We start from the raw sequence: 25,183 nt of genomic DNA, 5'->3' as shown, positions 1-25,183 counted from the left end.
CAACCGAGAGGCAATCATGTCCGAACACATCCTCACCAACAAGCAAGGCCGTGTCGGTGTCATCACCCTGAACCGCCCCGAAGTCCTCAATGCCTGGCACAGCGAGATGCGTCAGCAGCTCATCGCCGCTCTCGACACGTTCTGCAATGACGATTCCCTCGGCGCCATCGTGCTGACCGGAGCGGGCGAGCGGGCCTTCAGTGCCGGCCAGGATCTCAACGAGACCCGGTCCTTCGACGCTGAACGGGCCAAGAGCTGGGTGGGAGAGTGGGAGACCCTCTACGGCAAGCTGCGCAGCAGTCCCAAGCCCATCATTGCCGCGCTCAACGGAGTGGCGGCCGGTTCGGCCTTCCAGGTTGCCCTGCTGTGCGACTTCCGCATCGCCCATGCCGACGTTCGCATGGGGCAGCCCGAAATCAACTCGGGTATCGCCAGCACCACTGGCCCCTGGATCATGCGCGAACACCTGGGGCTCGCTCGTACCATCGACCTGACCCTGAGCGGCCGCCTGATGAATGCCGACGAGTCGCATGCCCTCGGCTTGATCAACCGCCTGGTCGCTGCCGACCAGGTGCTGCCGGAAGCGCTGGCGCTGGGGGAAGAGCTCGCCGACAAGCCGCCCGTTGCGATGCGCCTGGATCGTCAGCGCTTCAAGGAGATCACCGAGCCCGGCTTCCGCGACTGCCTCGAGGCGGGGGTTCGCATCCAGGGCGAGGCCTACGCCTCGGGCGAGCCGGCACGCATGATGGAGCTCTTCCTCAAGCGCCGAAACGGTTGAATCGGAATCTGACACCTATGATATTCAACCTCAACGATCCCAGCTTCATTCTCGCGCTGCGCGATATCGCAACGCGCGAGCCGGAGCGCTTGTTCGGGCACTTCGATCAACGCCCCCTGACGTTCGGCGAGCTCGACCGCCAGGCCGAGGCACTCGCCGCCTACCTTCGCCGGGAGTTGGGCATTCGCCCCGGCGAGCGTGCCGCGGTCATGATGCACAACGGCCCCGAGGCCATCGCCATCCTGTTCGCCCTGGCCAAGGCCGGTATCGTCTGGGTGCCGGTCAATGCTCGCCAGCGCGGCAATGGATTGAAGTACATCCTCGAGCATTGCGACCCCGCGATTCTGTTCACCGATGCCGACCTGTGGCCGGTCGTCGCCGATAGCGGGGCGGCATTCACGGGCAGGACGCTGCTGCTGGGAGGCGCGGAAGACACGATCGCCGAGCATCTGCAAGGCAAGGGAAGACTGGACGCACCGGCGCCGGCCATGTCGGAGCTGTACGCCTTGATGTACACCTCCGGCACGACGGGCAAGCCAAAGGGGGTACGCGTCACGCACGCGATGATGGCGTACGCCCTGAAGAGCGTCGAGCTGCTCTGTTCGATCAAGCCGGGCGACGTTTTCTTCCAGTGGGAGCCCTTCTACCACATCGGCGGCGCCCAGATGCTGTTGCTGCCTCTGTTCTTCGATGTGCGACTCAGCCTGACCGAGCGCTTCAGCGCCAGTCGCTTCTGGGAGCAGGTCGAGGCCAGCGGTGCGACTCATATCCATTACCTGGGTGGCGTGCTGCAGATCCTGCTGAAGCAGCCACCCAGCGAGCGGGAGACTGCGCACAACGTGCGTATCGCCTGGGGAGGGGGCTGTCCAAGCGATATCTGGTCGACCCTGCAGGATCGCTTCGGCTTCGAGATCCGCGAGTGCTACGGGATGACGGAAGCCTCGAGCCTGACCACCTTCAATGCCGAAGGCAGGCCGGGGTCGGTGGGCCGCGTCGTTCCCTGGCTGGACGTCGCCATTCACGATGACCGGGGCCGCCCGGTACCGACAGGCGAGCCGGGCCAGGTAGTGGTCCGTGAAACGCAGCCCGGCGTGCTGTTCGATGGCTACTTCCGCAACGCCGAGGCCACGGAGAAGACGCTGGCAAACGGCGTGTTGCATACCGGCGACCGCGGCTGGCTCGATGCGGACGGCTTTCTCTACTTCCTCGGGCGCATTACCGATAGCGTGCGCTGTCGGGGCGAGAACGTCTCGGCCTGGGAGGTGGAGTCGGTCACCCAGCAGCACCCCGACGTCGAGGAGTGCGCGATGATCGGTGTCGCCGCCGACATCGGTGAGCAGGAGATCAAGCTCTTCCTGAAGCCGAAGGCCGGTCGCGATATCGAGCCTCGTGAGCTTTACCTGTGGCTGAAGGAGCGCCTGGCCTCCTACCAGTGCCCACGCTATCTCGCCATCGTGGATGAGTTCGAGCGAACTCCCAGTCACCGCATCGTCAAGCACAGCCTGCCCAAGACCCTACACGAAGCCTGGGATAGCCAACGGCTTCATTGACCGTGAACCAGAGGTAAAAGATGGACAATAACGACAAGAGAAAAGACCCGACCACCCTTCCTACAACTAGAAAAGAGGAGACCAACAGCATGGTTCACGTACTGCGCAAGACCGCCGCCATTACCTCGTTGACCCTGGCAATCAACGGACTGGCCCACGCCGACGTCTGGGACCTTCCTTCCCCGCAACCCTCGGACAACTACATCACCGAGAACGTCAGCTGGTTCGCCGATCAGGTGCGCGAGGCCACCGATGGCGAACTGGACATACGCGTTCACCCGAGCGGGTCGCTGTTCCCCGGCGATCAGATCAAGCGTGCCGTTCAGCGCGACCAGGCACAGATAGGCGTTCATGTCCTGTCCGCCCACCAGAACGAGAACGTCCTTTACGGTATCGATTCCGTGCCTTTCCTGGCGGATTCCTTCGAAGAGTCCGCCCAGCTCTGGGAGGTGACCAAGCCGGCACTGGACGAGATGATGGCGGAGCAGAACCTTCAACTGCTCTACCATATCCCCTGGCCCCCACAGGGCATCTTCTTCGATCGCGAGATCGAGTCGCCCGAGGATGCGGAGGGGCTCAAGTTCCGGGCCTATAATACGGCGACGGCGCGCTTTGCCGAACTGATGGGCATGACGCCGACCCTGATCGAGGAGGCCGAGCTTTCACAGGCGGCCGCCACCGGCATGGTGCAATCGCTGATCTCCTCCGGCGACCCCGTCTACAACCACCAGCTGTGGGACTATCTTCCCCATTTCTACGATGCCAAGGCCTGGCTCGTCCTCAGCCACGTCTTTGTCAACAAGGACCGTTGGGAAGCTCTCGACGAGGAGACGAGGCAGGAAGTCCTGGCGATTGCCGCAGAAGCCGAGCAGCGCGGCGAGGAGCAGGCCAGGGAGCTCACCGATGAACTCAAGAACCGCCTGAGCGACAAGGGCGTTGCGATCAACCAGCCCAACGAGGAGCTGCAAGCGGAATTCAACCGCATCGGTGAAGCGATGCAGGAGGAGTGGCTGGAGAAGGCCGGCCCGCAAGGCCAGCAACTGGTAGAGGAATATCGTGCCATGCAATGACGGTACGGTTCATGTCCCCATTCCGCGGAATGGGGACTCCGCTTAGCTGGTTGAACTAGAGGTCGCTCCCATGAATTCCTCCACTTTCCGTGCAGCCAGGTGGCTGGAAACGCTCTATCGCGTCTTCGGGTATCTCGCCGGGCTATGCATTTTCATCATGCTGGTCGTGATCGTCGTCCAGGTGGTGCTGCGCTGGAGCGGCATGACCCTGCCTGGCGCCACCAACTATGCCGGCTACCTGATGGGCGCGAGCACGTTCCTTGCCGCGGCCTACACCTTTCACGAAGGTGGGCATATCCGCGTCGGTCTCCTGGTGGAACGGCTCGGGCGCTTTCGCCCCATCGGCGAGCTGTGGTGCCTGCTGGTCGCGGGCGGCATCGCAGGCTTCATCACGTGGCACGCCTTCGATGCGGCCTATTGGTCATATCGGTTTGGCGACGTCTCATCAGGGCAGGATGCAATGCCGCTCTGGATCCCCCAGTCGCTGCTTGCGCTTGGCTCGACGGCCTTCACGATCTCGATACTCGATCACTTCGTGCGCACCCTGGCCGCGCTGTTTCGTTCCGCAGGCGCCAACCACCACGGAACCCATCCCGTGAGGAGTCTCTGATGGACATCACCGAACTGGCCATTGCGCTTCTGCTCATCCTTTTCCTGCTGCTGGGCTCCGGCGTCTGGGTGGCCCTGTCCCTGGTCGGGGTGGCCATCGTGTGCATCGCGTTCTTCACGGGCCGCCCGATCGGGGCCTCGATGTACAGCACGCTTTGGACGTCTTCGACGAGCTGGACGCTCACGGCCCTTCCTCTGTTCATCTGGATGGGAGAAATCCTATACCGTACGCGGCTTTCCGAAAGCCTCTTCCGGGGATTGAGCCCTTGGCTCAGTTGGCTGCCTGGGCGGCTGATGCATACCAACGTCATCGGCTGCACCCTGTTCGCCGCGGTCTCAGGTTCTTCCGCCGCCACGTTGACCACCGTGGGCAAGATGTCCATGCCTGAGCTCAAAAAGCGCGGTTATTCCGACTTCATGAGCGTGGGAACCCTGGCCGGCGCCTCCACCCTTGGCCTGATGATTCCCCCCTCGCTGACTATGATCGTCTATGGCGTGATCACCAATCAGTCCATCCCTAAGCTCTTTATCGCGGGGATACTCCCCGGCCTCATACTGGCTGCGCTGTTCATGGGGTATGTGGTGGCCTGGGGGCTTCTGAAGAAGCCCAACATCGACAAAGAACCGGCCATGACGATGAAGCACCGCCTCTATGAATCGCGCCTGCTGATTCCTGTCGCACTGTTGATCCTTACCGTGATTGGCTCGATGTACTCCGGCCTCGCTACCGCGACCGAAGCCGCCGCTCTCGGGGTCGTCGGTGCCCTGCTGCTCGCCGCCATACAGCGCAGCCTGACCTTTTCCTCGCTGGTAGAGAGCTTGATGGGGGCAGCGAAGACTTCCTGCATGATTGCCCTGATACTGGCAGGCGCCTCGTTCCTGACGCTGGCCATGGGCTTCACCGGGCTTCCGCGCGGCCTGGCCGAGTGGGTGGGCACCCTGGATCTCACGCCCTTCATGCTGCTGATGGCCCTGATGTTCGTCTACATCGTGCTGGGCTGCTTTCTGGATGGCATCTCGGCGGTGGTGCTGACCATGGCCGTCGTCACGCCCATGCTCAACGCAGCCGGTATCGATCTGCTCTGGTTCGGTATCTTCGTTCTGGTCATGGTGGAAATGGCCCAGATAACGCCTCCGGTCGGTTTCAACCTCTTCGTCATGAAGGGCCTGACCAACCACAGCCTCGGTTTCATCGCCAAGGCAGCGGCGCCGATGTTCCTGATCATGGCGCTCATGGCGCTGTTGCTGATCGCTTTCCCCGGCCTGGCAACCTTCCTGCCCGGCTATATGAACGAAGCCACGATGTGATCTCGATCCCGGTCGTTTCCGTCACGCCCCGGTTCGGGGCGTACGCCTGCCGATTTGCATGCTTCGGTCAACGGCTGGAGCAGCCACCGGAGCACCATGCGCGCAGGTTCGGGATAGAGTGGCCAACATTCAGATTAGTAACGAAGGATGGCTTGGCCAATGCCTGGCTCAACGGAGCGGCAAATGCAGGATGGCACCGCGTAGGCCGCGCTCGTCGGCCCAGAGCTTGCCCAGGGTGATGGGCAAACGGAAGCGGCGCTTGCCGGCCGCACCGGGGTTGAACAGCAGTCGGCCGCCCTGCCATTCGTGGCGCGGCTTGTGGGAGTGGCCATGGAGTACGGCGTCGCAGGGGGTGGCCGGGTCGAATTCCTGCAGGATATGCACCAGGTGCAGGCGCCAGCCGTTGACGCTGAGATTTAGCGTCAGCGGCAGCGCCTCGGCCCAGGGAGCGGTGTCGATATTGCCGCGCACCGCCGCCACCGGTGCCAGCTCCGCCAGCCGCTCGAGAATGGCGGCGTCCTCGTCCCGGCTGCCCACGTCGCCCAGGTGCAGGATTAGCTCGCAGCCTTCCAGCAGCGTCAGCGCCTCGGGGCGCAGCAGCCCATGGGTATCGCTGATGACGCCGATCGGCAGCTCGGTGGTAATGGAAGCCTTATCGCTCACGCGTGGCTCTCACACCCTTCCAGTCTTCGAGGTCCAGCTCGGGCCGCTCGGCACGGAAGCGGGCATAGAGCTCGATACCGCGCGAGTCTTCCAGGATGTCCACCTGTACGCCCTTGTCGCGCAGCATAGGCTCCGTCCCGGAGGCATTGGTAACGTCACCCACCACTACCCGGGCGAAGCCTCGCATGTGAAGCAGCGTTGCGCAGATCTCGCAGGGGCTCAGGGTGGTGAAGAGCGTGGCCCGGCTGAAGTCGCGGCGACCGGCATCGCGAATGGCGGAGGTCTCCCCATGGTTGTAGGGGTGGTTCTCCTGCACCAGGGTGTTGTGCCCCTTGCCGAGGATGCGACGCGTGGCGTTATCGACGATTACCGCGCCGATGGGGCAGCCACCCTCGTCATGGCTCTTCTGCGCCAGCAGCACGGCGACCCGCATGAGGTCGGCATCGGTCAAGCGCTGGGCAAATGCATCGTCCATCAACACCGGCAGACTGGCGGTGGGCATGTGTGCGATGGCGGCCAGGGCGGCCTCCGTCACTTCCGAGCGTGAACTCAACAGGGTTTCCATGATGTCTCCGATGCTCCGGTTGATGGGTAAAGCTCGAACCGTCTGGTCCGCAATCATTCCGTTAACGTGCAGCCAGAAACTTCAATAGTCGTTGGAGCATGAGAGCCGTTGCCTCGGCATCGTACGAACCCAGAGAGCTGTCAGTAAAGATATGTTGATTGCCCGAATAGAGGAACAACTCTGCCTCCTTGACGGCTTCGACGAGCGAACGGGCTGCGTCCATGTCCCCCTCGCCAACAAAAAACGGATCGGCATCCATGGCATGGATCTGCACGGGCACGTTTTTCGGCCAAGCGGGCCCGAACTCCGAGACCGGCACACAGGAATCGAATAAAAGGGCACCACGCGCACCGGCTCGAGTCTGGGCGAGCTTCTGAGCCGGAAGCACGCCGAGGGAAATTCCGGCGTAGACGAGGTCATTAGACAGCCCATCTACCGCTCTCTCCCCACGCTCGATCACTTCACCAAACCCAAGCTCTTCAACGAACCCCATACCGCACTCGATATTGTCGAAGGTACGTCCACCGAAAAGATCGGGTATATGCACTTCGTGCCCGGACCGCCGCAACCTGTCGGCAAATTCGATGAAGCCAGGAGTCAGCCCTAGGGCGTGATGAAACAATACGATCTCAGCCATTCAATTCTCTCTTTCATGGTTCGCGTCGTTCCATACCGATATCAATCCATTGCTGCGTAAGCTTCACCTACGCTCCAACCAAGAGCAGGCTGGCGACACGTTGTCCTCGCCTACGCGATGCCTTTTTAACGTCTGGGGGCATCTCGTCGCTTCAGTCGGTCGACGGGTATGCCAAGGGAAGCAAATAATCACTTCATCTCGAAGCCGCGCTCAACCAGGAAGTCGCGCATATGGGCGCGCAGCTTGCTGTCGAACAGCGGGGTGAGATTGCGCGACCAATCAGAGTCCTTGTTGCCGCCTCGGCGCTCGCTGTAGTAAGCCTGCATAGCCTCGTCGAAGGCCGCTACCTGTTCGCTGTCATCGGTGTAGTAATCCTCCTTGAGGATAGCTTCCACCGGCAGGCGCGGCTTGACGTCCGGGTCGGCGGCCGGATAGCCGAGGCACATGCCGAACACCGGGTAGACGTGCTCCGGCAGGCGCAGCAGGTCACTGATGGCCTGGGGATTGTTGCGAATGCCGCCGATGTAGCAGATGCCGAGCCCCTCGGATTCCGCGGCGATGGCGACGTTCTGGGCCATCAATGCGGTATCCACGCTTGCTACCAACAGTTGCTCGGTCATGCCGCGCACGACGTTGGCGCCGGTACGCTCGGAGGCCTCGGTGGGGCGCTTCATGTCGGCGCAGAACACCAGGAAATCGGAGGCGGTGGCGACATACGACTGGCCGCCTGCCAGTTCGGCGATCATCTCGCGGTTGGCCGGGTTCCTTACATGAATGACGCTGTAGGCCTGCACATGGCTGGAGGTCGCGGCGGCCTGGCCGGCACGAACCAGTTCGAGCAGCAGTTCGTGAGGGATCTTGCGGTCGGTGAATTTGCGAATCGAGCGGTGGGATTTCAGCAGTTCGATGGTGGGATTCATGTCGCCTCGCGTAATGCCTGTCGATCGTTACTCTGCTTAGTATCTTTCATTCGCCAGCGCATTGCATCGCCTGTCCTGAGAAGGTGAATCCTGGCCACGCTTGGCTGTCGTGACCGCTTTGGAAACCAAATGCGAATCGCACGCGGATTCAATATCAAGCATATGAATTTAAAGGAAAATTGACCTAACCAATGATTCACCCTAGTATGGGTCAATCTACCCGTTAGCGCTAATACAGGGAACCGCATGAAAGGCAAACAGACCATCATCGACGCCTTGAACGGCCTGCTGGCAGCGGAACTCGCCGCCATGGACCAGTACTTCATCCACTCCGAGATGTATGCCGACTGGGGGCTCACCAAGCTTTATGAGCGCATCGCCCACGAATTCGACGACGAGAAGGGCCATGCCAAGCAGTTGATCGAGCGGATCCTGTTCCTGGAAGGCAAGCCGGACATGCATACCCGTACTCCGGTTCGGGTCGGCCAGGACGTGGAGGAAATGCTCGGCAATGACCTCCAGCTCGAATACGAAGTGGGCGATGCCCTGAAGGAAGCGATTGCCCTGTGCGAGCGGGAGCGCGATTTCCAGACCCGCAACGTGCTGCTGGGGCTGCTGGCCGACACCGAAGAGGACCACGCCTACTGGCTCGAGCAGCAGCTACGGCTGATCAAGATGCTGGGCAAGCCGAACTACCTGCTCTCCCAGATGTGAGCCAAGGACGCCCGGTCGAGATTGCCATGCTAAGCTCGAGTTTCTATTAGCTCGATAACGGAATGACGCATGGAAGAGATCGGCCTGAGATGGCTGCTGGGCCAGGGCGTCAGTCTGGTGGCGCTGGCCCTGTGCCTGGTGGCCTTCGCCAGCAAGCGCGACGACCGACTGTTCGTGCTGCTGCTGTTCGCCAACGTGGCCTTCGCCGCGCAGTTCGCCCTGTTCGAGAGCTGGGTGGCCGCGGGCATCTCGGCACTGATCGTACTGCGCATTGCCCTGGTGCGCCGCTTCCCGCGCCATCGAGCGATCATGCTCGGCATGCTGCTCGCCACTCTGGTGGTCGCTCTGCTGACCTGGAGCGGCCCGCGCGACATCCCGGCCCTGGCCGCGGGCCTGCTAGGCACCTACGGCATGTTCATGCTGAGTGGCATTCCCATGCGTATCGCCCTGGCCGCGGCGGCGCTGTGCTGGGTCGCCAGTAACGTGCTGGCAGGCTCCATCGGCGGCACGATTGCCGAGAGCCTGATCTTCCTGACCAACGTGATCACCATGCTGCGCCTGCGCCGAGACGCGCGGTTGCCGTACACGGCGTGATGCCTGCGACTCCTCACATTCCCGGCGCTCTTCGCCGGAAGAAATAGCAAGCGCCGAGAAGGTATTACATCACCGGTCGCGGCTGGCTGAAGTCCACTACGGGGCGCACTTCGATGGCTCCAATGCTGGCCAGGGGATGTCCGCCCGCCACACGCGCAGCTTCGTCGAGATCCGGTGCTTCGATGAGGATGATGCCGCCCAAAACTTCCTTGGTTTCCATGAAGGGGCCGTCTGTTCCCAGAACCTCCCCTTCTCGCTTCCGCACGACCTGCCCGGTTTCCGGCAGTTCCAGGGCTTCGCCCATGACGAAGTGGCCGCTCGCCTTCAGCACCTCGTCGTAGCTCGCGCACTTTTCGAGCACTGCGTTGGCTTCGGGGCTGCCGCCAAAAAGCACCTTGGGGTCGTAATAGATGAAGCAGGCGTAGCGCATGCTGGGCTCCTTCCGTTGTGTGTTTGGTCATTATCGTTTTGGCGCTCGTGTTTTCGACATGCGTGGCCTTGTCGAAATCTCCATGGCCCAATCGACTAGCAGGAGCCAGCACAATTGACTAATCCTGTTACACCACCCGATGGAGCTTTCTTATGTCACGCATGATCTTCGTGAACCTCCCTGTTGTCGATCTAGAAAAATCGATGGCGTTCTACGAGGCGCTCGGATTTACCAATAACCCCCATTTCACCGACGAGACGGCGGCGTGCATGGTGTTGAGCGAAACGATCCACGTAATGCTTCTCACCCATGACAAGTGGCGCACCTTCACCGACCGCCCGATTCCGCCGGCCGATTCCAGCGAAGTGATGCTGGCACTCTCCTGCGAGAACCGCGCAGCGGTAGATGCCATGAACGAGGCGGCCGGCTCCAATGGCGGCACCGCCGACATCAACCCGCGTCAGGACCACGGTTTCATGTACAGCTGTGCATTGGCCGACCCCGACGGCCATGTGTGGGAGTCATTCTGGATGGATCCGGCGGCCATGCCATCGAACGATTGATCCGACGTTTCACCGCTCTCCGTACCGTTACTGCGGCAGCCAGATACTTCACCCTTCGAGCACGTCCCGCCCCCGCTCCGTAAGGGCGAGCTGGCGGTGGGGCCACTCCCGGTGGATATCGCTGATGGCTAGAAGCGGCTCTGGTTCGGCAATCAACGGCTGGAGAAGCCACCAGAACATCAGGTCGCCCAGGTAAGGCAGCGGCTCGTATTCACGCATCAGATAGGAGAAGGCCTTACCCACCGTTAGCGGGCCATGGTCGCGTACGATTTCGAGCGAAAGCCGTTCCGTCAGGCCGAGGCCGGTATCTGAAGCTGGCGATTCCTGCATGTGCCGGGCCAGCGCGCGGCCCATCATCGGCAGGGCCGGGGTGCCGGTGGCAACGAGCGCTCGTAGCGGCTCGGGGCCGTCGGCAGTGAGTGCCTGCCAGACCCGGACGCCCAGTTCGAGCAGTGGCGCCTCAACGGGGCGGCGCTGTTGCCAGAGCCAGGCCAGTAAATCCGGCGCCAGCTGGCCGATGCCGATAAAACGCTCCACCCCGGGCACAGACTCTACCGCCACCAGCTCGATTCGCGCCTGGGGCGGGCTCGCATGCAGCCGGTAAAGCAGATAGGCGAGTATCAGTTGGTCGTAACTGTCGTGCTCGAACCACAGCACCAGCCGTTCATAGCGTTCGAGCTGGTCCAATGCTTCGTAGCTCTTGCGCAGCCGGGCCAGTGCATCACGCTCGGCCATGCCGGAAACCTCCGCCAAGAAGCCGGCACGCAGCCGCATCAACTCCTCGGGGGGAAGATCCTGCAACGGACCGATGCAGAACGGATCGGAGAATTCGAGGAAGTCGCCCTCGAAGCCGGCGGTGCGCAGGCTGTGCTCGATATCCGAGCCGCAGCGAATGTGCAGCGTAGCCATGTCTCGGACGCCGCGCTCGTTCAGCCGCCGCCGCGAGGCATCGATCGATTCGATATGCGACTTGAGCTTCGCCCAACTCGGGAAACCACATTCGCGGGCGATGACGAACTGCGCGTCTGCGAGTTTCAGCGGCGTCTCGCGCGGCGGGATGTGCTGAAGCATCCGCGCCAGAGCGGCCGGTTCGTCGGCACGGGCGGCCTTGAGCAGTTCCTTGGCGCGCTTGCGCTGCTGTTCGAGATTGAAGCGACCGTGAGACGTGGCGTCACGCCGGGGGAGCGTGGACATACGATTCCCTCCATGCGCCTGTGTCCGCCGGGCAGGCCGGGAGTCGTATGGAGTCAGTGATATGAAACGTTGGGCGCAGCCCTTTCCGCGGACGGGGACGCCTTGCGGCGCAGCCCCTAGCCTCGCGCGGATGCGGGGGAAGTGTCAATTGCAACCTGCTTACCGCAGAGCCGTGATTCGCCATTCTGGCGCCAGGCTACGCCAATGCTGTCTGAGAATCGCCTTGTGCGCTTTGGCCATGGGCATCTCCTCTAGTTGGCGTGGCCACTGGGTACGGGCACGCTCGATGGTATCGTCGAGTACCGCACGAATGGCAGGCCAGGCGATACCAGCCTTTTCGGCCCAACGGCGAAAGTCCTCCTTACCCAGCCGATACCACTCCTTTTTTCCATTCAAATTGAGCGCTAACTGGTGGTCACCTTCGAGGTAGGCCAAAGTGGTGACGATATCGTAGGCAGGTGCCAGACGCGGCGTACGCTGATCGGGATAGATGAGGCTCCAGTTCTTGAGGTGAGCGTCTCCATTGGCAAGTAGCACATCTACCAGCAGGCGGCGAGCGAAGGCCTGAACATTGGCCAGGCCGTCATCGGTATATTCCCGCAACAAGCGCCCCAGGCGCTCGTAGTTGGGTCCGTCGTATTTCTCATGGGGATAGCGAAACAGCACCTGTGCCATGTCCTCGGCGTGAATTCGCCGTTCGCCTTTCCGATCGAATCGCCGAATGGCGTAAGCGAACTGCTCTTGCGGCAGATTGATCGCTGGCAGGCCTTCGAGAGCATCCAATGGGATCAGACGAACCTCGGGTATCTCGACGCCGACGCTCTCGGCCAGCCACATCGCTGTGGCCTCGTTCTCGGGAACGTGAGGATGGCGTGTCGAAGGTGTCTTGACGATCCAGTCGCCGAGTTCGTCAGCATGGCCGAAGTGAAAACGCCCGTCACGTTCGCGCATTGAGAACTTCATCTGCACTCCGGCAAGCGAGAAACCGCCGCCCACCTCGGCCACCCGACGCACCGGCATGACGCTGCGGCGGTGGCTGAGCACCCAGTCCGGCATTTCGTCGGGCGCCACAGGTGCCACCTGCAGGGCACCGGGAAGGTCATGCCCCAGGCTCGCTAGCAAGGGGAACTCGTTGTCCGGATGGACCTTGAGTCGTTGGGCCAGCCAGTCGCGTAGCGCCCCTTCCGGCAGTAGATTGGAGAACCAGGGGTGCAGTCGCTGCTGACGGATCCAGGGCGACTGCATCAGTTCGCCTGCGCGAGGAAAGTTGGGGTGCAAGGTCAGCGAGAGCGTGGGACGCTCGACATCGAGTCGCCAGGCGTCATCGAAAACCATGACGTTGCGCCCACTTCGGTAGCCGGCCAAGTATCCCACCCGGCTACCGTGCAGCTCGAGACACAGCATTTCGACCGCCTCATTCTTCATTGCGCTCGCTCTCATCACCTTCGTCGTCTCCGAGCAGGCCCTGCCAAGGGTCGGCATCGAGGCCAGCGGTCTCGCTGATCTCTCCCTTCAACAACGACTGGACGGCGTGCCATTTTTCAAGCGGGATCAGCGTCAACCTGGCATTGAGCCCGTCCGCAGCAAGCTCGAGGGTGTTCAGGCGAGGGTTCCCTCCTTGCTCGAGACGCTGGTACTGCTGACGAACCATGCCGGTTCGATCGGCCATATCCTGTTGCGTGAGCTGGAGCGCCAGCCGCCTTTGACGGTATTGATCGAGAAGACTCATAAGCATCACATGTGTTGCATTACTGATAAATAGGCAACGTATAAGTTGCAATTTAGCGCTTGTGATGATGAAACGCCAGTGTATCGGTCCGCTACTTTTTTTCAGGCCAGAGCCTCGGGCACGCATTTCTTGAGCTCGCCTCGTTCCTTGACCCGCCAATTTATCATGATAAATTTCATGGTATGCGTCGGTACTCCCCTCGCCGGCGCCCGGCGAACAAGGACAACGACATGCAGACAACCGAGCAGGCGCTGACACAGCGCAAGAAGAAGTGGTACCAGACGGTACCCGACCCCATGGTTCTCATTTTCATGATTCTGCTGGCCACCTATGCCCTCACCTTCGTGGTGCCGGCGGGTGAGTACGAGCGGGTCGAGGAGGCTGGACGCACCGTCGTGGTGCCGGACTCCTTCGAATACCTTCCCGATGTGGGCGCCATCTCGCCCTTCGATATCTTCGTGGCGGTCCCGCGCGGCCTCAACGAGGCGTCGCTCTACCTGTTCATCGTGTTCATAGCCGGCGGGTTGTTTCATATCCTGCAGCGCACCGGCGCCCTGGAGAACGCAATCGGCGTGGCGGTGAACCGGGTCGGCGTCGAACGACGCAATATCATCATTACCGCCGGCACCTTCATCTACGGATTCTTCGGCGTGGCCGTGGGATTCGAGAACAATATCGCCTTGGTGCCCATCGCGGTGCTGATCGCCAGTGCCATCGGCTGCTCCAGCCTGGTCGGCACAACAATGGCCGTCGGCGGCATCGGTATCGGCTTCGCACTCTCGCCGATCAATCCCTATACCGTGGGTGTGGCCCAGGGCATCGCCGAGCTGCCGACCTTTTCAGGCGCCTGGCTGCGTACGCTGCTGGTGGTCTCTTCGCTGGCCTTGCTGTCGTTCTACATCTGCAAGTGGGTGGTCAAGATGGATTTCGAGGAGCCGGACAACGCCAAGGCCATGACCAAGTCACTGGATGAATACCAGTTGACCAAGCAAAACAAGATGACCCTTGGTGTGTTCATCCTGGGCCTGGCGGCCATGCTGGTGGGTGTTTTCACCCAAGGCTGGTACATCAACGAGATCGCCGGCATGTTCCTGCTGATGGCCATCGTGATCGGTATCGTCAACGGGCTAGGCGCCAACGAGATCGTCGCGCAAATGATGGAAGGAGCTGCCAAGGTCACGGCCGGCGCGCTGGTCATCGGCCTGGCCGCCTCCATCCAGGTGATCCTCAACCAGGCCCAGATCATCGACACCATCGTTCACGGGCTGAGCGGCCTGATCCAGGGGATTCCCGGCGCCATGTCGGCGATCATGGCCAGCGTGGTACAAGGCGCGATCAACCTCTTCGTGCCTTCCGGCTCCGGGCAGGCCCTGGTCACCATGCCCATCCTGATACCGGTGGCCGACCTGGTGGGCATGAGCCGCCAATTGATGATCACCGCCTTCCAGGTGGGCGACGGCCTGACCAACCTGATCGTGCCCACTTCCGGCGGCACCCTGGCCATGCTGGCCCTGGGGCGAGTCTCCTACGTGAAGTGGCTGAAGGCCATTCTGCCCTTCATGGCGCTGGTTTATATCCTGGCGTGGGTCGGTCTGGTCATCGGCCACTACGTCGGCTACTGAGCAACTCATGACCCTGTCACTCATCCACGTGCAGCCGGCGACCGGCACGGTCGCCGCGCTGACGGCCACCGGCGGCGTGGCGGTGGGCGGCTACGTGCATCATGCCTGGCGTGGCCTGGGCGCTTGCGCCACCCAAGGACTGATCACGAATCCTTGGTACCCCGAGGGTATTCGCAAGGCGCTGGGCCAGCAGTGCACGGCCCAGCAGGCCCTGCAGGAGGTGATCCGGCGGGACAGCGGTGCATCACGCCGCCAGTGCCTGGTGATGGATGCCGACGGCCAGGCCGCAGTGCACTCCGGCAATGACAACGTCGCCGTGGTTAGCGCCGAGCTTCGCCCTACGGTGGCGGCCGCCGGCAACATGCTGGCCGATGAGCGGGTCGTGGCGAAACTGCTGCAAACCTTTCTGGCGCTGACCTGCGCCAACCCCGACGAGGTACTGGCGCAGGGTGTCACGCCCCGTTATCGCGACGGCTACGAGGCACACCTGCTGGAGACGCTGATCGAATCGCTGGACACGGCTTTGCAGGTCGGCGGCGACGCCCGCGGCACCCGCTCGGCCGCCCTGCGTATCGAGTCCTTCGATGCGGCCCCCATCGACCTACGTGTGGACTGGGACGATGATCCCGCCGGTGCGCTACGAGCGCTGGTTCGTCGCGTACGCGCCCCGGCGTTCTCCGCCTTCCTTGCCTCGCTGCCCACGCATTGATTCAGGAGAGAAGCATGACCGACTCCAAGACGCAGACGGCCCTGGGCCGAGACTTGATGGCGCGCCTGGACGAGGCCGCGCGCCACTCCCGGCCCGGCCCGGGCGTCACGCGCCTGTTCTGTTCCGATGAGCATCGCAAGGTACTGGAGCTTATCGCCGACTGGATGCGCCAGGCCGGGCTGACTCCGGAACTCGATGCGTCCGGCAACCTGGTAGGGCGCAATGCACGCGCCATGGCGGGCGAAAAGACGCTGATACTGGGCTCCCACCAGGACACGGTCGCCGAGGGGGGCAAGTACGATGGCATGCTGGGAATTGCCCTGCCGCTGCAAGCCCTTCAGGCGCTGAAGGAAGTCGGCATCGAGTTACCCTACGGGGTCGAGGCGGTGGCCTTCGGCGACGAGGAAGGCACGCGTTTCCAGTCAACCCTGATCGGCAGCCGCGCCCTGGCCGGCACCTTCGATCCAGTAAGCCTCGAGGCACGTGACGCCGACGGCGTGACGCTCGGTGAAGCGCTCAAGGCCTTCGGTGGCAATCCGGAAGCGATTCCCCAACTGGCACGCAAGCCCGAGGCGGTATTCGGCTTCGTCGAGGTGCATATCGAGCAGGGGCCAGTGCTGGAGCAGCGCGATCAGGCAGTGGGTGTCGTCACCGCACTGACCGGGATCGAGCGTCATCGCATCTGCGTGCGCGGCAAGGCCGGCCACGCCGGCACCACGCCCATGCCGGGCCGTCGCGACGCCCTGGTGGGTGCGGCCGAGATGGTGGTGGCAGCGGACAGGATACTGAACGCCACCCCGGACTTCGTTGGGGTGGTGGGCAAGCTGGAAGTCAGGCCCAATGCCGTTAACGTGATTCCCGCCGAGGTGAACTTCACGCTGGAGCTGCGCTCCCCCGACACCACGGTACGCGAGCAGGGCCGCAGGGAAATCCTGGATTCCTGCCAGCGGCTTGCCCAGGCGCGAGGGCTCGAGCTGTCGAGCGAGCCCACCTACCAGGCCGAAGCAGTGGCATGCGCCGAATGGCTGATCGAAACCCTGGAGGGCGCCTGCGAGGAGTGCGGTGAGCCCGCCGAACGCATGTTCAGCGGTGCCGGCCACGACGGACTGGCCATGCATGACCTGACCGATATCGGCATGCTCTTCGTGCGCTGCAAGGACGGCCTGAGCCATCACCCGGACGAAGCCATAAGCATCGAGGACGCCGACCGCGCGACCCGTGTGCTGATGCGTTTCCTCACCAATCTGGGATCGAAAGCGCGCAGCAGGAGCTGATCAAGCAGGGCACGGCATCAGTCGGTCAGGAAGCCACGCCGCACCTGGGCTTCGTTGTCGTTCATTACCGCCTGGGCCGAGAGCATATGTTCGCGCATTAGATCGCGGGCCAGGTCGGCATCGTCCGCCTCGATGGCATCCAGCAGCCGCGCGTGATACTGGCAGCCGGTAGGACCGATCTGGTGGTCCCCTGGCTCGTAGAGCCGGCGATAGACGGTCAGGTCGGAGAGCACCTGCACGGTGAAGCGGATGATGAACGACAGCAGCGGATTGCCCCCCGCCAGCTCGGCCAGCATTTCGTGGAAACGCAGCGAGTCGATGTGCTGCTGGCGCTCGGTCTCCATGTCGGGGGCCGGCGTGGCGTAGGTGTGCAGGCTTTCGCGCAGGCGAGCCAGATCTTCGGCACTGACCTTGCCGGCCAGCGAAGCGGCGAGTTCGGGCTCCAGCGCCAGGCGGATCTGGTAGATATCCCGAATCGAGATGTCCTGAAAATAGAAGTAATGACTAAGCAGCGAGGTCGCCTTGGCCTCGCTCATTCGACAGACGAAAACGCCGCCCCCCGGGCCGGTACGCGTCACCACCAGACCCTGGGCTTCCAACACCCGCGTGCTCTCGCGAATGGTGCCCTTGGATACGCCCAGGGTCTCCATCAGCTCGGCCTCGCTGGGCAGGCGATCGCCCGGCACCAACTGACGCTCCACGATCCAACCCTTGATGATATCCGCGACGTGGTAGGGCAGGCGGCGCGATGCAGAACCAGCCATTGCTTCTCTCTTGCAACACAGGAAAACCAAGGGTAAGCCATTCATCTGGAGGCGAACAGAGCGCAACCAATTCCAACCCAGCTAGCAACCTCGGCACGTTCGGATAATCCTGGTTTCGGTACGCTGGCTCGCTCACCCTTCCTGCCTGGCTTGCGCTCTTTTCCGCTTCCTGCCCCGCCGTTCCAGCACCAGATAGACCAGGAAGGCCACCGTCAGCGGCAGCAGGAAATAGAGGGCACGGTAGCCGATCAGCGCGGCGAGTATCAGGCTCGGGGCAACGTGGTGCTGAAGCAAGGCGAGGAATACCGCTTCGAGCACGCCGAGGCCACCGGGAATATGGGTGATGACCCCGGCAATGGAGCTGATCAGCAGGATGCCGAGGATGCTGGGAAAGAACAGCCCTTGCGGCAGCAGCAGGTAGATGAGCGCTGCCATCAACGACCAGTTCGCCGCGCCCAGGGCCGCCTGCATCAGCGCCAGCCTGAGCGGCGGAAGAACGATCTCATGGCCACGAATGTGCCATACGCGCCGTTTGGAGAAGCGACAGGCGGTCAGGTAAGCGAAAGCGACGGCGAGCAGCCCGAAGCCGATGAACTGCAGGCCGGTGGCGCCTATCTCCCAGTTCTGGGGCAGCTCGAGCAGGCGAAATGAGAAGATGGCGCCAGCGAGAATCATGTAGCCCAACCAGTTGGCGATCAGGCTGATGCTGAGAATGCGCGTGACGATACCCACGCCGAGGCCCAGGCGGGTATAGAGCCGGTAGCGCATGGCCAGGCCGCCCACCCAGGCGCCCAGGTTGAGATTGAAGGCATAGCACACGAAGGCAACCAGCAGGACGCGCCCGGTCGACAGCCCATGGCCGGTGTACTTCTTTCCCAGCAGGTCGTAGCTGCTGAAGACGAGATAGCTGACCGCAGTAATGCCCACCCCGGCGACCAGCATCAACGGGCTGTAACCTCGCAGGGTCTCGATGACTTCGTGCCAGTCGACGTTGCGGGCCAGCGAGAACAGCAGCACCGCGACCAGCACGAAGAATGCCAGGGTGGCGATGCGCTTCAACCATTTCAGCCAGCGCCTGCGGGGGCGTGAATTGTCCGTCCTGGTAGCCTTCTTCATAGGTAACCTTGCCGCTTCATTGCGGCTCGTCCTTGCTGACCCTTTCCTTCGACGTCAGCGTCTCGAGCCTGGACGCATGACCCGGCCGCCAGCCCACGCTGATCGGGGAGTGACGCAGGAAGTGGTAGCTCACGAACATCAGCGGTGCCCGCCACCAGCGCCCTTTATTTGCCGCTTCGGGAGTGATCCTATGGCAGCTGCTCTCGATGAGCCCTATCAGATGATCGTATATCTCCCGGTTGAGGCTGGCATCGCGTATGAACAGGTTGGCCTCCAGGTTGAGCGACAGGCTGAGCGGGTCAAGGTTGCTCGACCCCACCGTTGCCCACTCTTCGTCGGCAATCGCGATCTTGCCGTGCAGGGGGTGCTCCTTGTATTCGTAGATGCGGATGCCGTCCTTGAGCAGATAGCTGTACAGCGAGCTGGAGAACATCCGCGCCCAGGGCATGTCGGGGCGCCCCTGCAGGATCAGGGTCACCTCGACGCCCCGGCGGGATGCATTACGTAGCTCACGCCATATGCGATAGCTGGGAAAGAAGTAGGCGTTGGCGATCAGCAGCCGCGACTTCGCGGTTCGAATCGCCTGCAGATAGTGGTCTTCGATATCGGTGCGATGCAGATGATTGTCACGAATGGCCAGGCGCATGACGGCCTGCCCCACCGGCGGAGTGCCGACCAGGGTTGTCGGCAACCCCTGCACGGCCTGGTGCTCCATCAGCAGCGCCCTGGCGGCGCGACGAATGTCCTCGACGACCGGCCCGCGCACGCATACGCCATAGTCCTGCTTGCCCATTAGGTACTTGTCGGGCAGGTGGTCCCAGCCGAAATTGATCCCGCTGATATAGGCTACCTCGCCATCCACCACCACGATCTTGCGGTGCAGGCGGCGGAACAGGTTGGTGCGCACGCCGAAGAGGCGAGGCTTCGGGTCATAGACATGCATGTGAACGCCGGCGTCGGCCAGCTCGTCAATATATTCGCTGCTCAGGTCCGCCGTGCCGTAGCCGTCCACCGTGACTTCTATGCGCACCTGTCGGGCCGCGGCTTCGAGCAGGGCGTCCTTGAGCGCCTGGCCGACCTCGTCATCGAAGATGATGAACGTCTCGATCAGGATTTCCCGGCGTGCCGAACGGATTGCCTCGAACACATGGGGAAAGTACTGACTTCCATTGATCAACAGTTCGGCTTGATTGCCTTCCTTCCATTGGAATCTCACAGGCCTATCTCTGCAACGAGCGGAACATGATCGGAGAGATGCGACCACGGCTTGCGATCGAGGGCTCTCGGGTTTCGGCACGAGGCGTGGCGGACATATATCCGGTCCAGACACAGCAGAGGCCAGCGCGCCGGAAACGTTTTTGCTGGCCCTCCCTTGCAGTCCACGAACGCCTCGCGCAGCCCGCACTCGGCCAGCACCACATCGGCTTTCAATTGCCAGTCGTTGAAATCTCCCGCGACGATGACCGTCTTATCGTCGGGTATCGAGTCCAGCAGCTTGCATAACAGTCTCAGCTGCAGCAGGCGGTGTTTCTGGCGCAGCCCAAGATGGACGCAGACCGCATGCACCGTGGGCTGCCCGGGTACCGCCAGTTGGCAGTGAAGGAGCCCACGACTTTCGGTGCCGTGAATGGAGACATCCCTGTTTTCGTAATGAAGAATCGGGTAGCGGGACAGCAGGGCGTTGCCATGGTCGCCGTCGGGGTAGACGGCGTTGCGCCCGTAGGCGAAGTCGGGCCACATGGTATCGGCGAGATACTCGTACTGCGGCACGCCCGGCCAGTCATGGTAGCGAAGGGAATGTTTCTTGTGTTCGCCGTGCACCTCCTGCAGGAACACCATATCGGCCGAGAGTGTGGACACGGCATCGCGCAGTTCCGGCAGGATATGACGACGATTGAACACGTTGAAGCCCTTGTGCACGTTGATCGTCATGACCTGCAGCGACTTCACGGGCGCTGCTTGCTGGAGTTTCTGTTGCGGCTTCCGTTCCGTCACACTCACTGCGATATCCTTTTCCCGCTGTTTGACATGACGCATCCGGCCATCCGGTCAAAGGAAGCTTAGCAGTAGAAGCCGAGACAGGTGCAAATCCGACGGGACACTCCTCTACGACTTGCCCCTGTCCGGATTTGCTGGTGGGATACGGCCCGGAGCCCGACGAAGGAGAGAGCGAGTGAAGCCCGAGGACCTGGTAAAGCTGGTCAACCGCAGGATGCCGTTCGGCAAGTACGAAGGCTGGCTGATCGCCGACCTGCCGGGCCCTTACCTCAACTGGTTCGCTCGGGAGGGCTTTCCGCCCGGCGAGATTGGCGAGTTGCTGCACCTGATGCACGAGATCGACCACAACGGCCTTGGCGAGCTGCTCGAGCCACTGCGCGGGAAAACACGAGGTTAGCCGTTTATTTTCGGGCTGCCAGCGCCTGCTGGAACTCCTCGCGGTACGCCTCGGCATGCCGGGCCGGGTCGACGGGAAAACGGCCCAGTGCCACGGCCAGTTCGAAGAAACCTGGCGCCGGCAGGTTGCCTCGCCGGCTTACCACCAATGCGGCGATGAAGGGTCGCTCCTGCTCGGCATCCTCGTGCATCAGCGTTTCGAGCGCCTGGGCCACACGCTGGATGGTACGCGGCGGCGTGAGCCCAAGCGCTTCGGCAAGCTGCTGGTAGGTCATCGGCAGCGAGGCAGCCGGGGCAGCTTCGAGCAGGTGGCGGGCCTGGGTAGGCAAACCGGCTTCGTACGTCATGGGTGGTCGGTACACTCGGCTCGTGAAGGATTAGCCTACCGCGCCGGCGAGGCAGTGGTCAGCAACAGGGCGGCGACCAGCACGATCAGCAGCATCAAGATGGCTTCGAGGACAATACTGCGACTCAGCCGGCCAGGGGCCTTCGGCTCACCTCGCGCCACGGTGGGAACAAGCCACCAGCGGTTGGCCGCCCCCAGCAGGAGCAGCAGCAGCACCAAGGTCAGTTTTACCGCTAAAACCTGGCCGTAGGACGTACCAAGCAGAGCGTTTGGCCTACCACCGAGAAGCCACTGGGCCAGGCTACCCCCGGCGATAAGCAGCAGCGGCACCAGCAACAGGCCGAAGCGCCCGAAGCGCAGCAGCAGCCGGGCCGACTCGTCAGGTGCGCCGCTTCTCGCCAGGCGGTAGAGCGGCAGTAGCGCCGCGGCCCAGAAGGCCGCCAGGCTCAGGTGCAGCATCAGCAACGCACTCTGCCACGGTGAGCCGCGAGTGTGGCCGACCTGGGCGAACCCCACCAGCACCAGGCCGATGCCGAGCACACTGACGACGTAGCGCACTGCCAGCGGTATACCGTGCCACAGCGCCACCGGCAGCAACAACAGCCCCAGGATTGCCAAGCGTAGCCGCTCACCTTGGGCACTTTCGCCAACGATGCCGAGCAATACCGGATTGAAGGCCGAGCTCCAGTTACCGCCCCCCAGGTAAGCGGCTTGCAGCAGCCACAGCAGCAGGAGCATGCCGACGCCACACCAGGCGGAGATGCAGGTACAGCGGTCGAGAACGTCGATCTCGCGTGGCGGCAGGGTGGTAAAGGCGAAGCGAAACAGCATGCCCCCCACTGCCAGCAGGGCCGAGACGTAGAATCCCGCCAGGACGACAACACGACCGATCGTCCATGCATCCAGGTCGGTCAATGTCATTCCGCTCTTCGCCTACTCTTGGATCGTGAAGCGATGACCACCCGACATGGTATGACCGTCCTCGGCGATGCCGCGCCACACGACTTCATACTCTCCCGGCATCATGGTTTCAGCGGGCACGGCGCCATGCCGCTCGGCCAGCGAGCCGAGCGGGTCTTCGCTCAGTTTCACCACACCCTGCGGCCCCGTAACCTCGTACTGGGTCAGACGGATCGGCGAATCGAACTGAAGCTCCAGCCGCTCCGATGCCTGCTCCAGCATCGCGCCGGCCTCAGGGTACGTGGCGGTTAGGTGGGAGTGCGCCCATAGCAGTGGGCTTGCCATCATCAGACAGGCCGCCGCCATTAACCCCAGCGTGCCGACACGCCTAGCCGCCCAAGCCAACCCTGAGGCTCTCGTCACTGCACCCATTCTGTTCTCCTTTTTCAATTCCCGCTTGGGCCCGCCCCGCGGCAAGGCGTTCCTGCCTTCGCTCAGGAAGGGTGTCGCTGCTGGTGGCCTGCTTCCTGGCGGTTAGCGTCATGGCCCGGCTCTGGCTTGGCCGAGCCCTGGTGCATCAGGCGTTCAGCCTGGTCGAGCCGAGGGTGGCTGTCGAGGAACTCGCGATGCGGGTCCGGCAGTGCGTCCAGCGCCTGGAGAGTGTATTTGAGCACGTGGACGGCGGCCAGCACGTCCTGAGTGTTGCCGGTCTCGGAAATGGTATGCATGTTGCGAATGGGAAAACCGATGGAGGTCGCGGCGCAGTCGATGGCAGCCAGCACGCCGGCCATGCCGTCGGTACCGGTATCGGCACCGACGATGTCGCGCTGCATGGGGATGCCGTGCTCACGGGCGGTGGTTTCGATGATGCGATTGAGTTGCGCGCTGGCGATCGCGCCCACCGACATGGTGAAGCCCTTGCCCATCTCCAGCGGCTGCATGCGCCGCTCACCGATACCTGGAGCGGCCACGTAATCGTGGTTCACGTCTACGCCGATCACCATGTCCGGCTTGAGCTCGCCGGCCAGCACCCGGCTGCCGAAGCGGCCGATCTCTTCATAACTCGCGATGGCGAACAATACGCGTACCTTCTCGGTGCCGCCGGCCTCGGCAATCAACCGCGCCACCTCGGCAGTGACGAAGCAGCCCAGGCCGTTGTCCAGGTAGGCGCCGTAGAAGGTGTCGGGGCTGAAGCCGTGGCGGATGGGGCGGTCGAAGATGATCGAGTCGCCGGGACGCACGCCGAGGTTGAGAACCTGCTGTTTCTTGTTCTCGCCATGGATCTGCAGGTCGAGATAGATCTGCTCCTTCTTGATGCCCTTGCTGCCTTCGCGTTGGGCCGCGTCGGAAAAGTGAATGGCACCCAGCGCCTCAACGGTGCCACCCTGGATGATGCGATAGCGCCCAGGAGTTTCGGGGTCCTCGCTGAACAGCTTGACCTCATGGCCGACCAGCACGTTGGGCAGGAAGGCATCGGTGTTGATCCAGATCTTGCCGTCGTCACCGATGCTGCGTACCTGCATGCGGATCTTGTCGGCGTGACCGATGATCATCACCTTGAACAGGTCGTCGCGGCCCGGGTGGGTATCCCACACTACGCCGGCGTGGCCCTTGTACTGGTGCATGTGCCAGCCCTCGGGGGCGAAGCTCTCGAAGTGGGGCTTGAGTACGCCGTAGGTCATCGCACCTTCCAACCCCACGGGGCTGGGTGCGTCGAGGATGCGCTGCATCAGGGTGAACTGCGTTTCCGGCATGGGCTCGGCCCAAGGCTTGTGCGTCTCGCTCATGTGCTTCCTTTCTCGACGGTTCAGGATACGTTTTCAACGTAGTTTGCCAGATGTCGTGCGACATGGCCCGGCAGCGCCGGTCGCGACAATGGGCAGCACTGCCGTCATTCGGGGAACTCATGATAAAGGCAAGGCCTGACGGCCTTGCCTTTAGTGGTTACCGGCATCGCCGGCTTTGAAATACCAGTGTGAGTTACTGCCCCCAGGCATCGCCCAGGGTCATCTCATCGTCGTCCAGTTCAGTGTAGCGTTCCTCATCGTACTCTTCGGAAGACTCCTCGAGTTCGTCCTCGCCGTAGGCCTGCTGAATCACCAGTTGGTCATCCTGCAGCTGCATGTCGGACAGCGGCAGGGTGATGTCACTGCCACCCATGCCCCAGAGGCCACCCACGGTGACGACGACGTAGAGATCGCCAGTGTCGTTCTCCTTGACCACGTTCTGGACGTCACCGATCTCTTCATCTTCCAGATTGACGACGGTCTTCCCCTCGATCTCGCTGACTTGCATGTCGCGCAGCGAGTCGTCCAGTTGGTTGCCCATCGCCATGCCACCTGAGCCAGCGTCAGTCGCAGGAGCCGCCTCGTCGGTTTCCATGTCTTGCGAATCGTCCATGGTTTCCATGTCCTGCGAATCGTCCATTAGCTCGGCATCGTCCTGATTGCCTTCGGCTTCCATGGGGGCCTGCTCTTCACCCACGGCAGCATCGCCATTGAGGCCGTTGTCCTCTTCTGCGTTGTCCTGAGCGAGAGCGCCTCCTGCAAGGCCGGTGGAAATGGCGCCGATCATGATTGCCAACAATGTCCTTTTCATCACACTCCCTCCTAGAGTTGACTCAGTGTCCACCTTTTGAAAATAGCGCTTACTCTGGCGTTCAAAAGAAAAATTAGGATAGAAAAGGAAACCAAAAGTAACCGCTGCGTTTCCTGCCCGCTCAAAAAAGGCAAGG

The 25,183-nt window shown here is 62.3% G+C and carries 29 protein-coding genes; 12 read left to right on the top strand and 17 right to left on the bottom strand.

Going from position 1 to position 25,183, the window contains the following annotated elements:
* Positions 1 to 16 precede the first annotated feature (16 nt).
* From ACRWQA_RS03470 to ACRWQA_RS03450, 5 genes are all read left to right on the top strand, one after another.
* Complete coding sequence (locus tag ACRWQA_RS03470) at positions 17 to 778, top strand: enoyl-CoA hydratase/isomerase family protein (protein ID WP_263581163.1); 762 nt, start codon at positions 17 to 19, stop codon at positions 776 to 778.
* 17 nt (positions 779 to 795) lie between these two features.
* A complete protein-coding gene (locus tag ACRWQA_RS03465) occupies positions 796 to 2,328 on the top strand; it encodes a class I adenylate-forming enzyme family protein (RefSeq protein WP_434227137.1) in 1,533 nt (510 codons plus the stop codon).
* An 89-nt stretch (positions 2,329 to 2,417) separates the two neighbouring features.
* The gene (locus ACRWQA_RS03460; protein ID WP_263581165.1) at positions 2,418 to 3,398 is read left to right on the top strand and encodes a TRAP transporter substrate-binding protein; all 981 of its coding nucleotides are present in this window, start codon (positions 2,418 to 2,420) and stop codon (positions 3,396 to 3,398) included.
* Between the two features lie 70 nt (positions 3,399 to 3,468).
* Positions 3,469 to 4,008 (top strand): TRAP transporter small permease subunit, encoded by a 540-nt coding sequence (locus ACRWQA_RS03455; protein WP_434227135.1) that lies wholly within the window; start codon positions 3,469 to 3,471, stop codon positions 4,006 to 4,008.
* Entirely contained in the window at positions 4,008 to 5,315 is a 1,308-nt protein-coding gene (locus tag ACRWQA_RS03450) for a TRAP transporter large permease (protein ID WP_263581167.1), read from the top strand. The genes ACRWQA_RS03455 and ACRWQA_RS03450 overlap by 1 nt, the downstream gene beginning before the upstream one ends.
* Before the next feature lie 168 nt (positions 5,316 to 5,483).
* Here ACRWQA_RS03450 and ACRWQA_RS03445 read toward each other — a convergent pair whose 3' ends face one another.
* From ACRWQA_RS03445 to nfsA, 4 genes are all read right to left on the bottom strand, one after another.
* Positions 5,484 to 5,978, bottom strand: a complete 495-nt coding sequence (locus tag ACRWQA_RS03445) for a metallophosphoesterase family protein (RefSeq protein ID WP_263581168.1) — start codon at positions 5,976 to 5,978, stop codon at positions 5,484 to 5,486.
* The gene (locus tag ACRWQA_RS03440) at positions 5,968 to 6,543 is read right to left on the bottom strand and encodes a nucleoside deaminase (RefSeq protein ID WP_434227132.1); all 576 of its coding nucleotides are present in this window, start codon (positions 6,541 to 6,543) and stop codon (positions 5,968 to 5,970) included. Before ACRWQA_RS03440 ends, ACRWQA_RS03445 begins: the two co-directional genes overlap by 11 nt.
* 61 nt (positions 6,544 to 6,604) lie before the next feature.
* Complete coding sequence (locus ACRWQA_RS03435) at positions 6,605 to 7,180, bottom strand: dienelactone hydrolase family protein (RefSeq protein ID WP_434227131.1); 576 nt, start codon at positions 7,178 to 7,180, stop codon at positions 6,605 to 6,607.
* Positions 7,181 to 7,368: 188 nt separating this feature from the next.
* Positions 7,369 to 8,100 carry an oxygen-insensitive NADPH nitroreductase gene (gene nfsA, locus ACRWQA_RS03430; protein ID WP_434227129.1) on the bottom strand — a complete coding sequence of 244 codons (732 nt, stop codon included), beginning with the start codon at positions 8,098 to 8,100 and terminating at the stop codon, positions 7,369 to 7,371.
* A gap of 246 nt (positions 8,101 to 8,346) precedes the next feature.
* On the opposite strand from nfsA, the gene bfr reads away from it, so the two are divergent.
* Both bfr and ACRWQA_RS03420 read left to right on the top strand, forming a co-directional pair.
* Positions 8,347 to 8,814 (top strand): bacterioferritin, encoded by a 468-nt coding sequence (gene bfr, locus ACRWQA_RS03425; protein WP_263581172.1) that lies wholly within the window; start codon positions 8,347 to 8,349, stop codon positions 8,812 to 8,814.
* Between the two features lie 69 nt (positions 8,815 to 8,883).
* On the top strand, positions 8,884 to 9,408 hold the full coding sequence (locus ACRWQA_RS03420; RefSeq protein ID WP_263581173.1) for a YgjV family protein: 525 nt from the start codon (positions 8,884 to 8,886) through the stop codon (positions 9,406 to 9,408).
* A gap of 64 nt (positions 9,409 to 9,472) precedes the next feature.
* Here ACRWQA_RS03420 and ACRWQA_RS03415 read toward each other — a convergent pair whose 3' ends face one another.
* Positions 9,473 to 9,838, bottom strand: coding sequence for a YciI family protein (locus ACRWQA_RS03415; protein WP_434227126.1), 366 nt, complete (start codon positions 9,836 to 9,838; stop codon positions 9,473 to 9,475).
* A 152-nt stretch (positions 9,839 to 9,990) separates the two neighbouring features.
* Here ACRWQA_RS03415 and ACRWQA_RS03410 point away from each other — a divergent pair, with 152 nt between their 5' ends.
* Entirely contained in the window at positions 9,991 to 10,401 is a 411-nt protein-coding gene (locus ACRWQA_RS03410; RefSeq protein ID WP_434227125.1) for a VOC family protein, read from the top strand.
* A 48-nt stretch (positions 10,402 to 10,449) separates the two neighbouring features.
* On the opposite strand, the gene ACRWQA_RS03405 is transcribed toward ACRWQA_RS03410, so the two are convergent.
* The 3 genes from ACRWQA_RS03405 to ACRWQA_RS03395 all read right to left on the bottom strand — a co-directional run bounded on the left by ACRWQA_RS03405 (position 10,450) and on the right by ACRWQA_RS03395 (position 13,324).
* Complete coding sequence (locus tag ACRWQA_RS03405) at positions 10,450 to 11,595, bottom strand: DUF1835 domain-containing protein (RefSeq protein WP_434227123.1); 1,146 nt, start codon at positions 11,593 to 11,595, stop codon at positions 10,450 to 10,452.
* Between the two features lie 159 nt (positions 11,596 to 11,754).
* Positions 11,755 to 13,020 carry a type II toxin-antitoxin system HipA family toxin gene (locus ACRWQA_RS03400; RefSeq protein WP_434227121.1) on the bottom strand — a complete coding sequence of 422 codons (1,266 nt, stop codon included), beginning with the start codon at positions 13,018 to 13,020 and terminating at the stop codon, positions 11,755 to 11,757.
* Complete coding sequence (locus ACRWQA_RS03395) at positions 13,010 to 13,324, bottom strand: helix-turn-helix domain-containing protein (RefSeq protein ID WP_434227119.1); 315 nt, start codon at positions 13,322 to 13,324, stop codon at positions 13,010 to 13,012. Before ACRWQA_RS03395 ends, ACRWQA_RS03400 begins: the two co-directional genes overlap by 11 nt.
* A 230-nt stretch (positions 13,325 to 13,554) precedes the next feature.
* Here ACRWQA_RS03395 and ACRWQA_RS03390 point away from each other — a divergent pair, with 230 nt between their 5' ends.
* From ACRWQA_RS03390 to ACRWQA_RS03380, 3 genes are read left to right on the top strand one after another with little or no spacing between them, the layout of a single operon-like run.
* Positions 13,555 to 14,946, top strand: a complete 1,392-nt coding sequence (locus tag ACRWQA_RS03390; RefSeq protein WP_434227117.1) for a YfcC family protein — start codon at positions 13,555 to 13,557, stop codon at positions 14,944 to 14,946.
* A 7-nt stretch (positions 14,947 to 14,953) separates the two neighbouring features.
* Positions 14,954 to 15,655 (top strand): DUF1028 domain-containing protein, encoded by a 702-nt coding sequence (locus ACRWQA_RS03385; protein WP_263581181.1) that lies wholly within the window; start codon positions 14,954 to 14,956, stop codon positions 15,653 to 15,655.
* A gap of 14 nt (positions 15,656 to 15,669) precedes the next feature.
* Positions 15,670 to 16,929 (top strand): allantoate amidohydrolase, encoded by a 1,260-nt coding sequence (locus ACRWQA_RS03380; RefSeq protein ID WP_434227115.1) that lies wholly within the window; start codon positions 15,670 to 15,672, stop codon positions 16,927 to 16,929.
* A gap of 17 nt (positions 16,930 to 16,946) precedes the next feature.
* On the opposite strand, the gene ACRWQA_RS03375 is transcribed toward ACRWQA_RS03380, so the two are convergent.
* From ACRWQA_RS03375 to ACRWQA_RS03360, 4 genes are all read right to left on the bottom strand, one after another.
* Complete coding sequence (locus tag ACRWQA_RS03375) at positions 16,947 to 17,693, bottom strand: FadR/GntR family transcriptional regulator (RefSeq protein WP_434227114.1); 747 nt, start codon at positions 17,691 to 17,693, stop codon at positions 16,947 to 16,949.
* Between the two features lie 132 nt (positions 17,694 to 17,825).
* On the bottom strand, positions 17,826 to 18,809 hold the full coding sequence (locus tag ACRWQA_RS03370; protein ID WP_434227112.1) for a lysylphosphatidylglycerol synthase domain-containing protein: 984 nt from the start codon (positions 18,807 to 18,809) through the stop codon (positions 17,826 to 17,828).
* Positions 18,810 to 18,825: 16 nt separating this feature from the next.
* Positions 18,826 to 20,025, bottom strand: coding sequence for a cardiolipin synthase ClsB (gene clsB / locus ACRWQA_RS03365; protein WP_434227110.1), 1,200 nt, complete (start codon positions 20,023 to 20,025; stop codon positions 18,826 to 18,828).
* On the bottom strand, positions 20,022 to 20,846 hold the full coding sequence (locus tag ACRWQA_RS03360) for an endonuclease/exonuclease/phosphatase family protein (protein ID WP_434227109.1): 825 nt from the start codon (positions 20,844 to 20,846) through the stop codon (positions 20,022 to 20,024). The genes clsB and ACRWQA_RS03360 overlap by 4 nt, the downstream gene beginning before the upstream one ends.
* A 136-nt stretch (positions 20,847 to 20,982) precedes the next feature.
* Here ACRWQA_RS03360 and ACRWQA_RS03355 point away from each other — a divergent pair, with 136 nt between their 5' ends.
* Positions 20,983 to 21,204 carry a DUF3820 family protein gene (locus ACRWQA_RS03355; protein WP_434227107.1) on the top strand — a complete coding sequence of 74 codons (222 nt, stop codon included), beginning with the start codon at positions 20,983 to 20,985 and terminating at the stop codon, positions 21,202 to 21,204.
* A gap of 4 nt (positions 21,205 to 21,208) precedes the next feature.
* Here ACRWQA_RS03355 and ACRWQA_RS03350 read toward each other — a convergent pair whose 3' ends face one another.
* From ACRWQA_RS03350 to ACRWQA_RS03330, 5 genes are all read right to left on the bottom strand, one after another.
* On the bottom strand, positions 21,209 to 21,550 hold the full coding sequence (locus ACRWQA_RS03350) for a hypothetical protein (RefSeq protein WP_263581187.1): 342 nt from the start codon (positions 21,548 to 21,550) through the stop codon (positions 21,209 to 21,211).
* A gap of 35 nt (positions 21,551 to 21,585) precedes the next feature.
* On the bottom strand, positions 21,586 to 22,470 hold the full coding sequence (locus ACRWQA_RS03345; RefSeq protein ID WP_434227105.1) for a CopD family protein: 885 nt from the start codon (positions 22,468 to 22,470) through the stop codon (positions 21,586 to 21,588).
* 12 nt (positions 22,471 to 22,482) lie between these two features.
* Positions 22,483 to 22,881 (bottom strand): copper resistance CopC family protein, encoded by a 399-nt coding sequence (locus ACRWQA_RS03340; protein WP_434227103.1) that lies wholly within the window; start codon positions 22,879 to 22,881, stop codon positions 22,483 to 22,485.
* A 62-nt stretch (positions 22,882 to 22,943) separates the two neighbouring features.
* Positions 22,944 to 24,236 carry a M20/M25/M40 family metallo-hydrolase gene (locus tag ACRWQA_RS03335; protein WP_263581190.1) on the bottom strand — a complete coding sequence of 431 codons (1,293 nt, stop codon included), beginning with the start codon at positions 24,234 to 24,236 and terminating at the stop codon, positions 22,944 to 22,946.
* Between the two features lie 193 nt (positions 24,237 to 24,429).
* Positions 24,430 to 25,047, bottom strand: coding sequence for a PRC-barrel domain-containing protein (locus tag ACRWQA_RS03330; protein WP_434227100.1), 618 nt, complete (start codon positions 25,045 to 25,047; stop codon positions 24,430 to 24,432).
* Positions 25,048 to 25,183: the final 136 nt, after the last annotated feature.

Source organism: Billgrantia sp. C5P2 (assembly GCF_051062895.2).
This window is presented reverse-complemented; position numbering and strand designations above follow the sequence as displayed.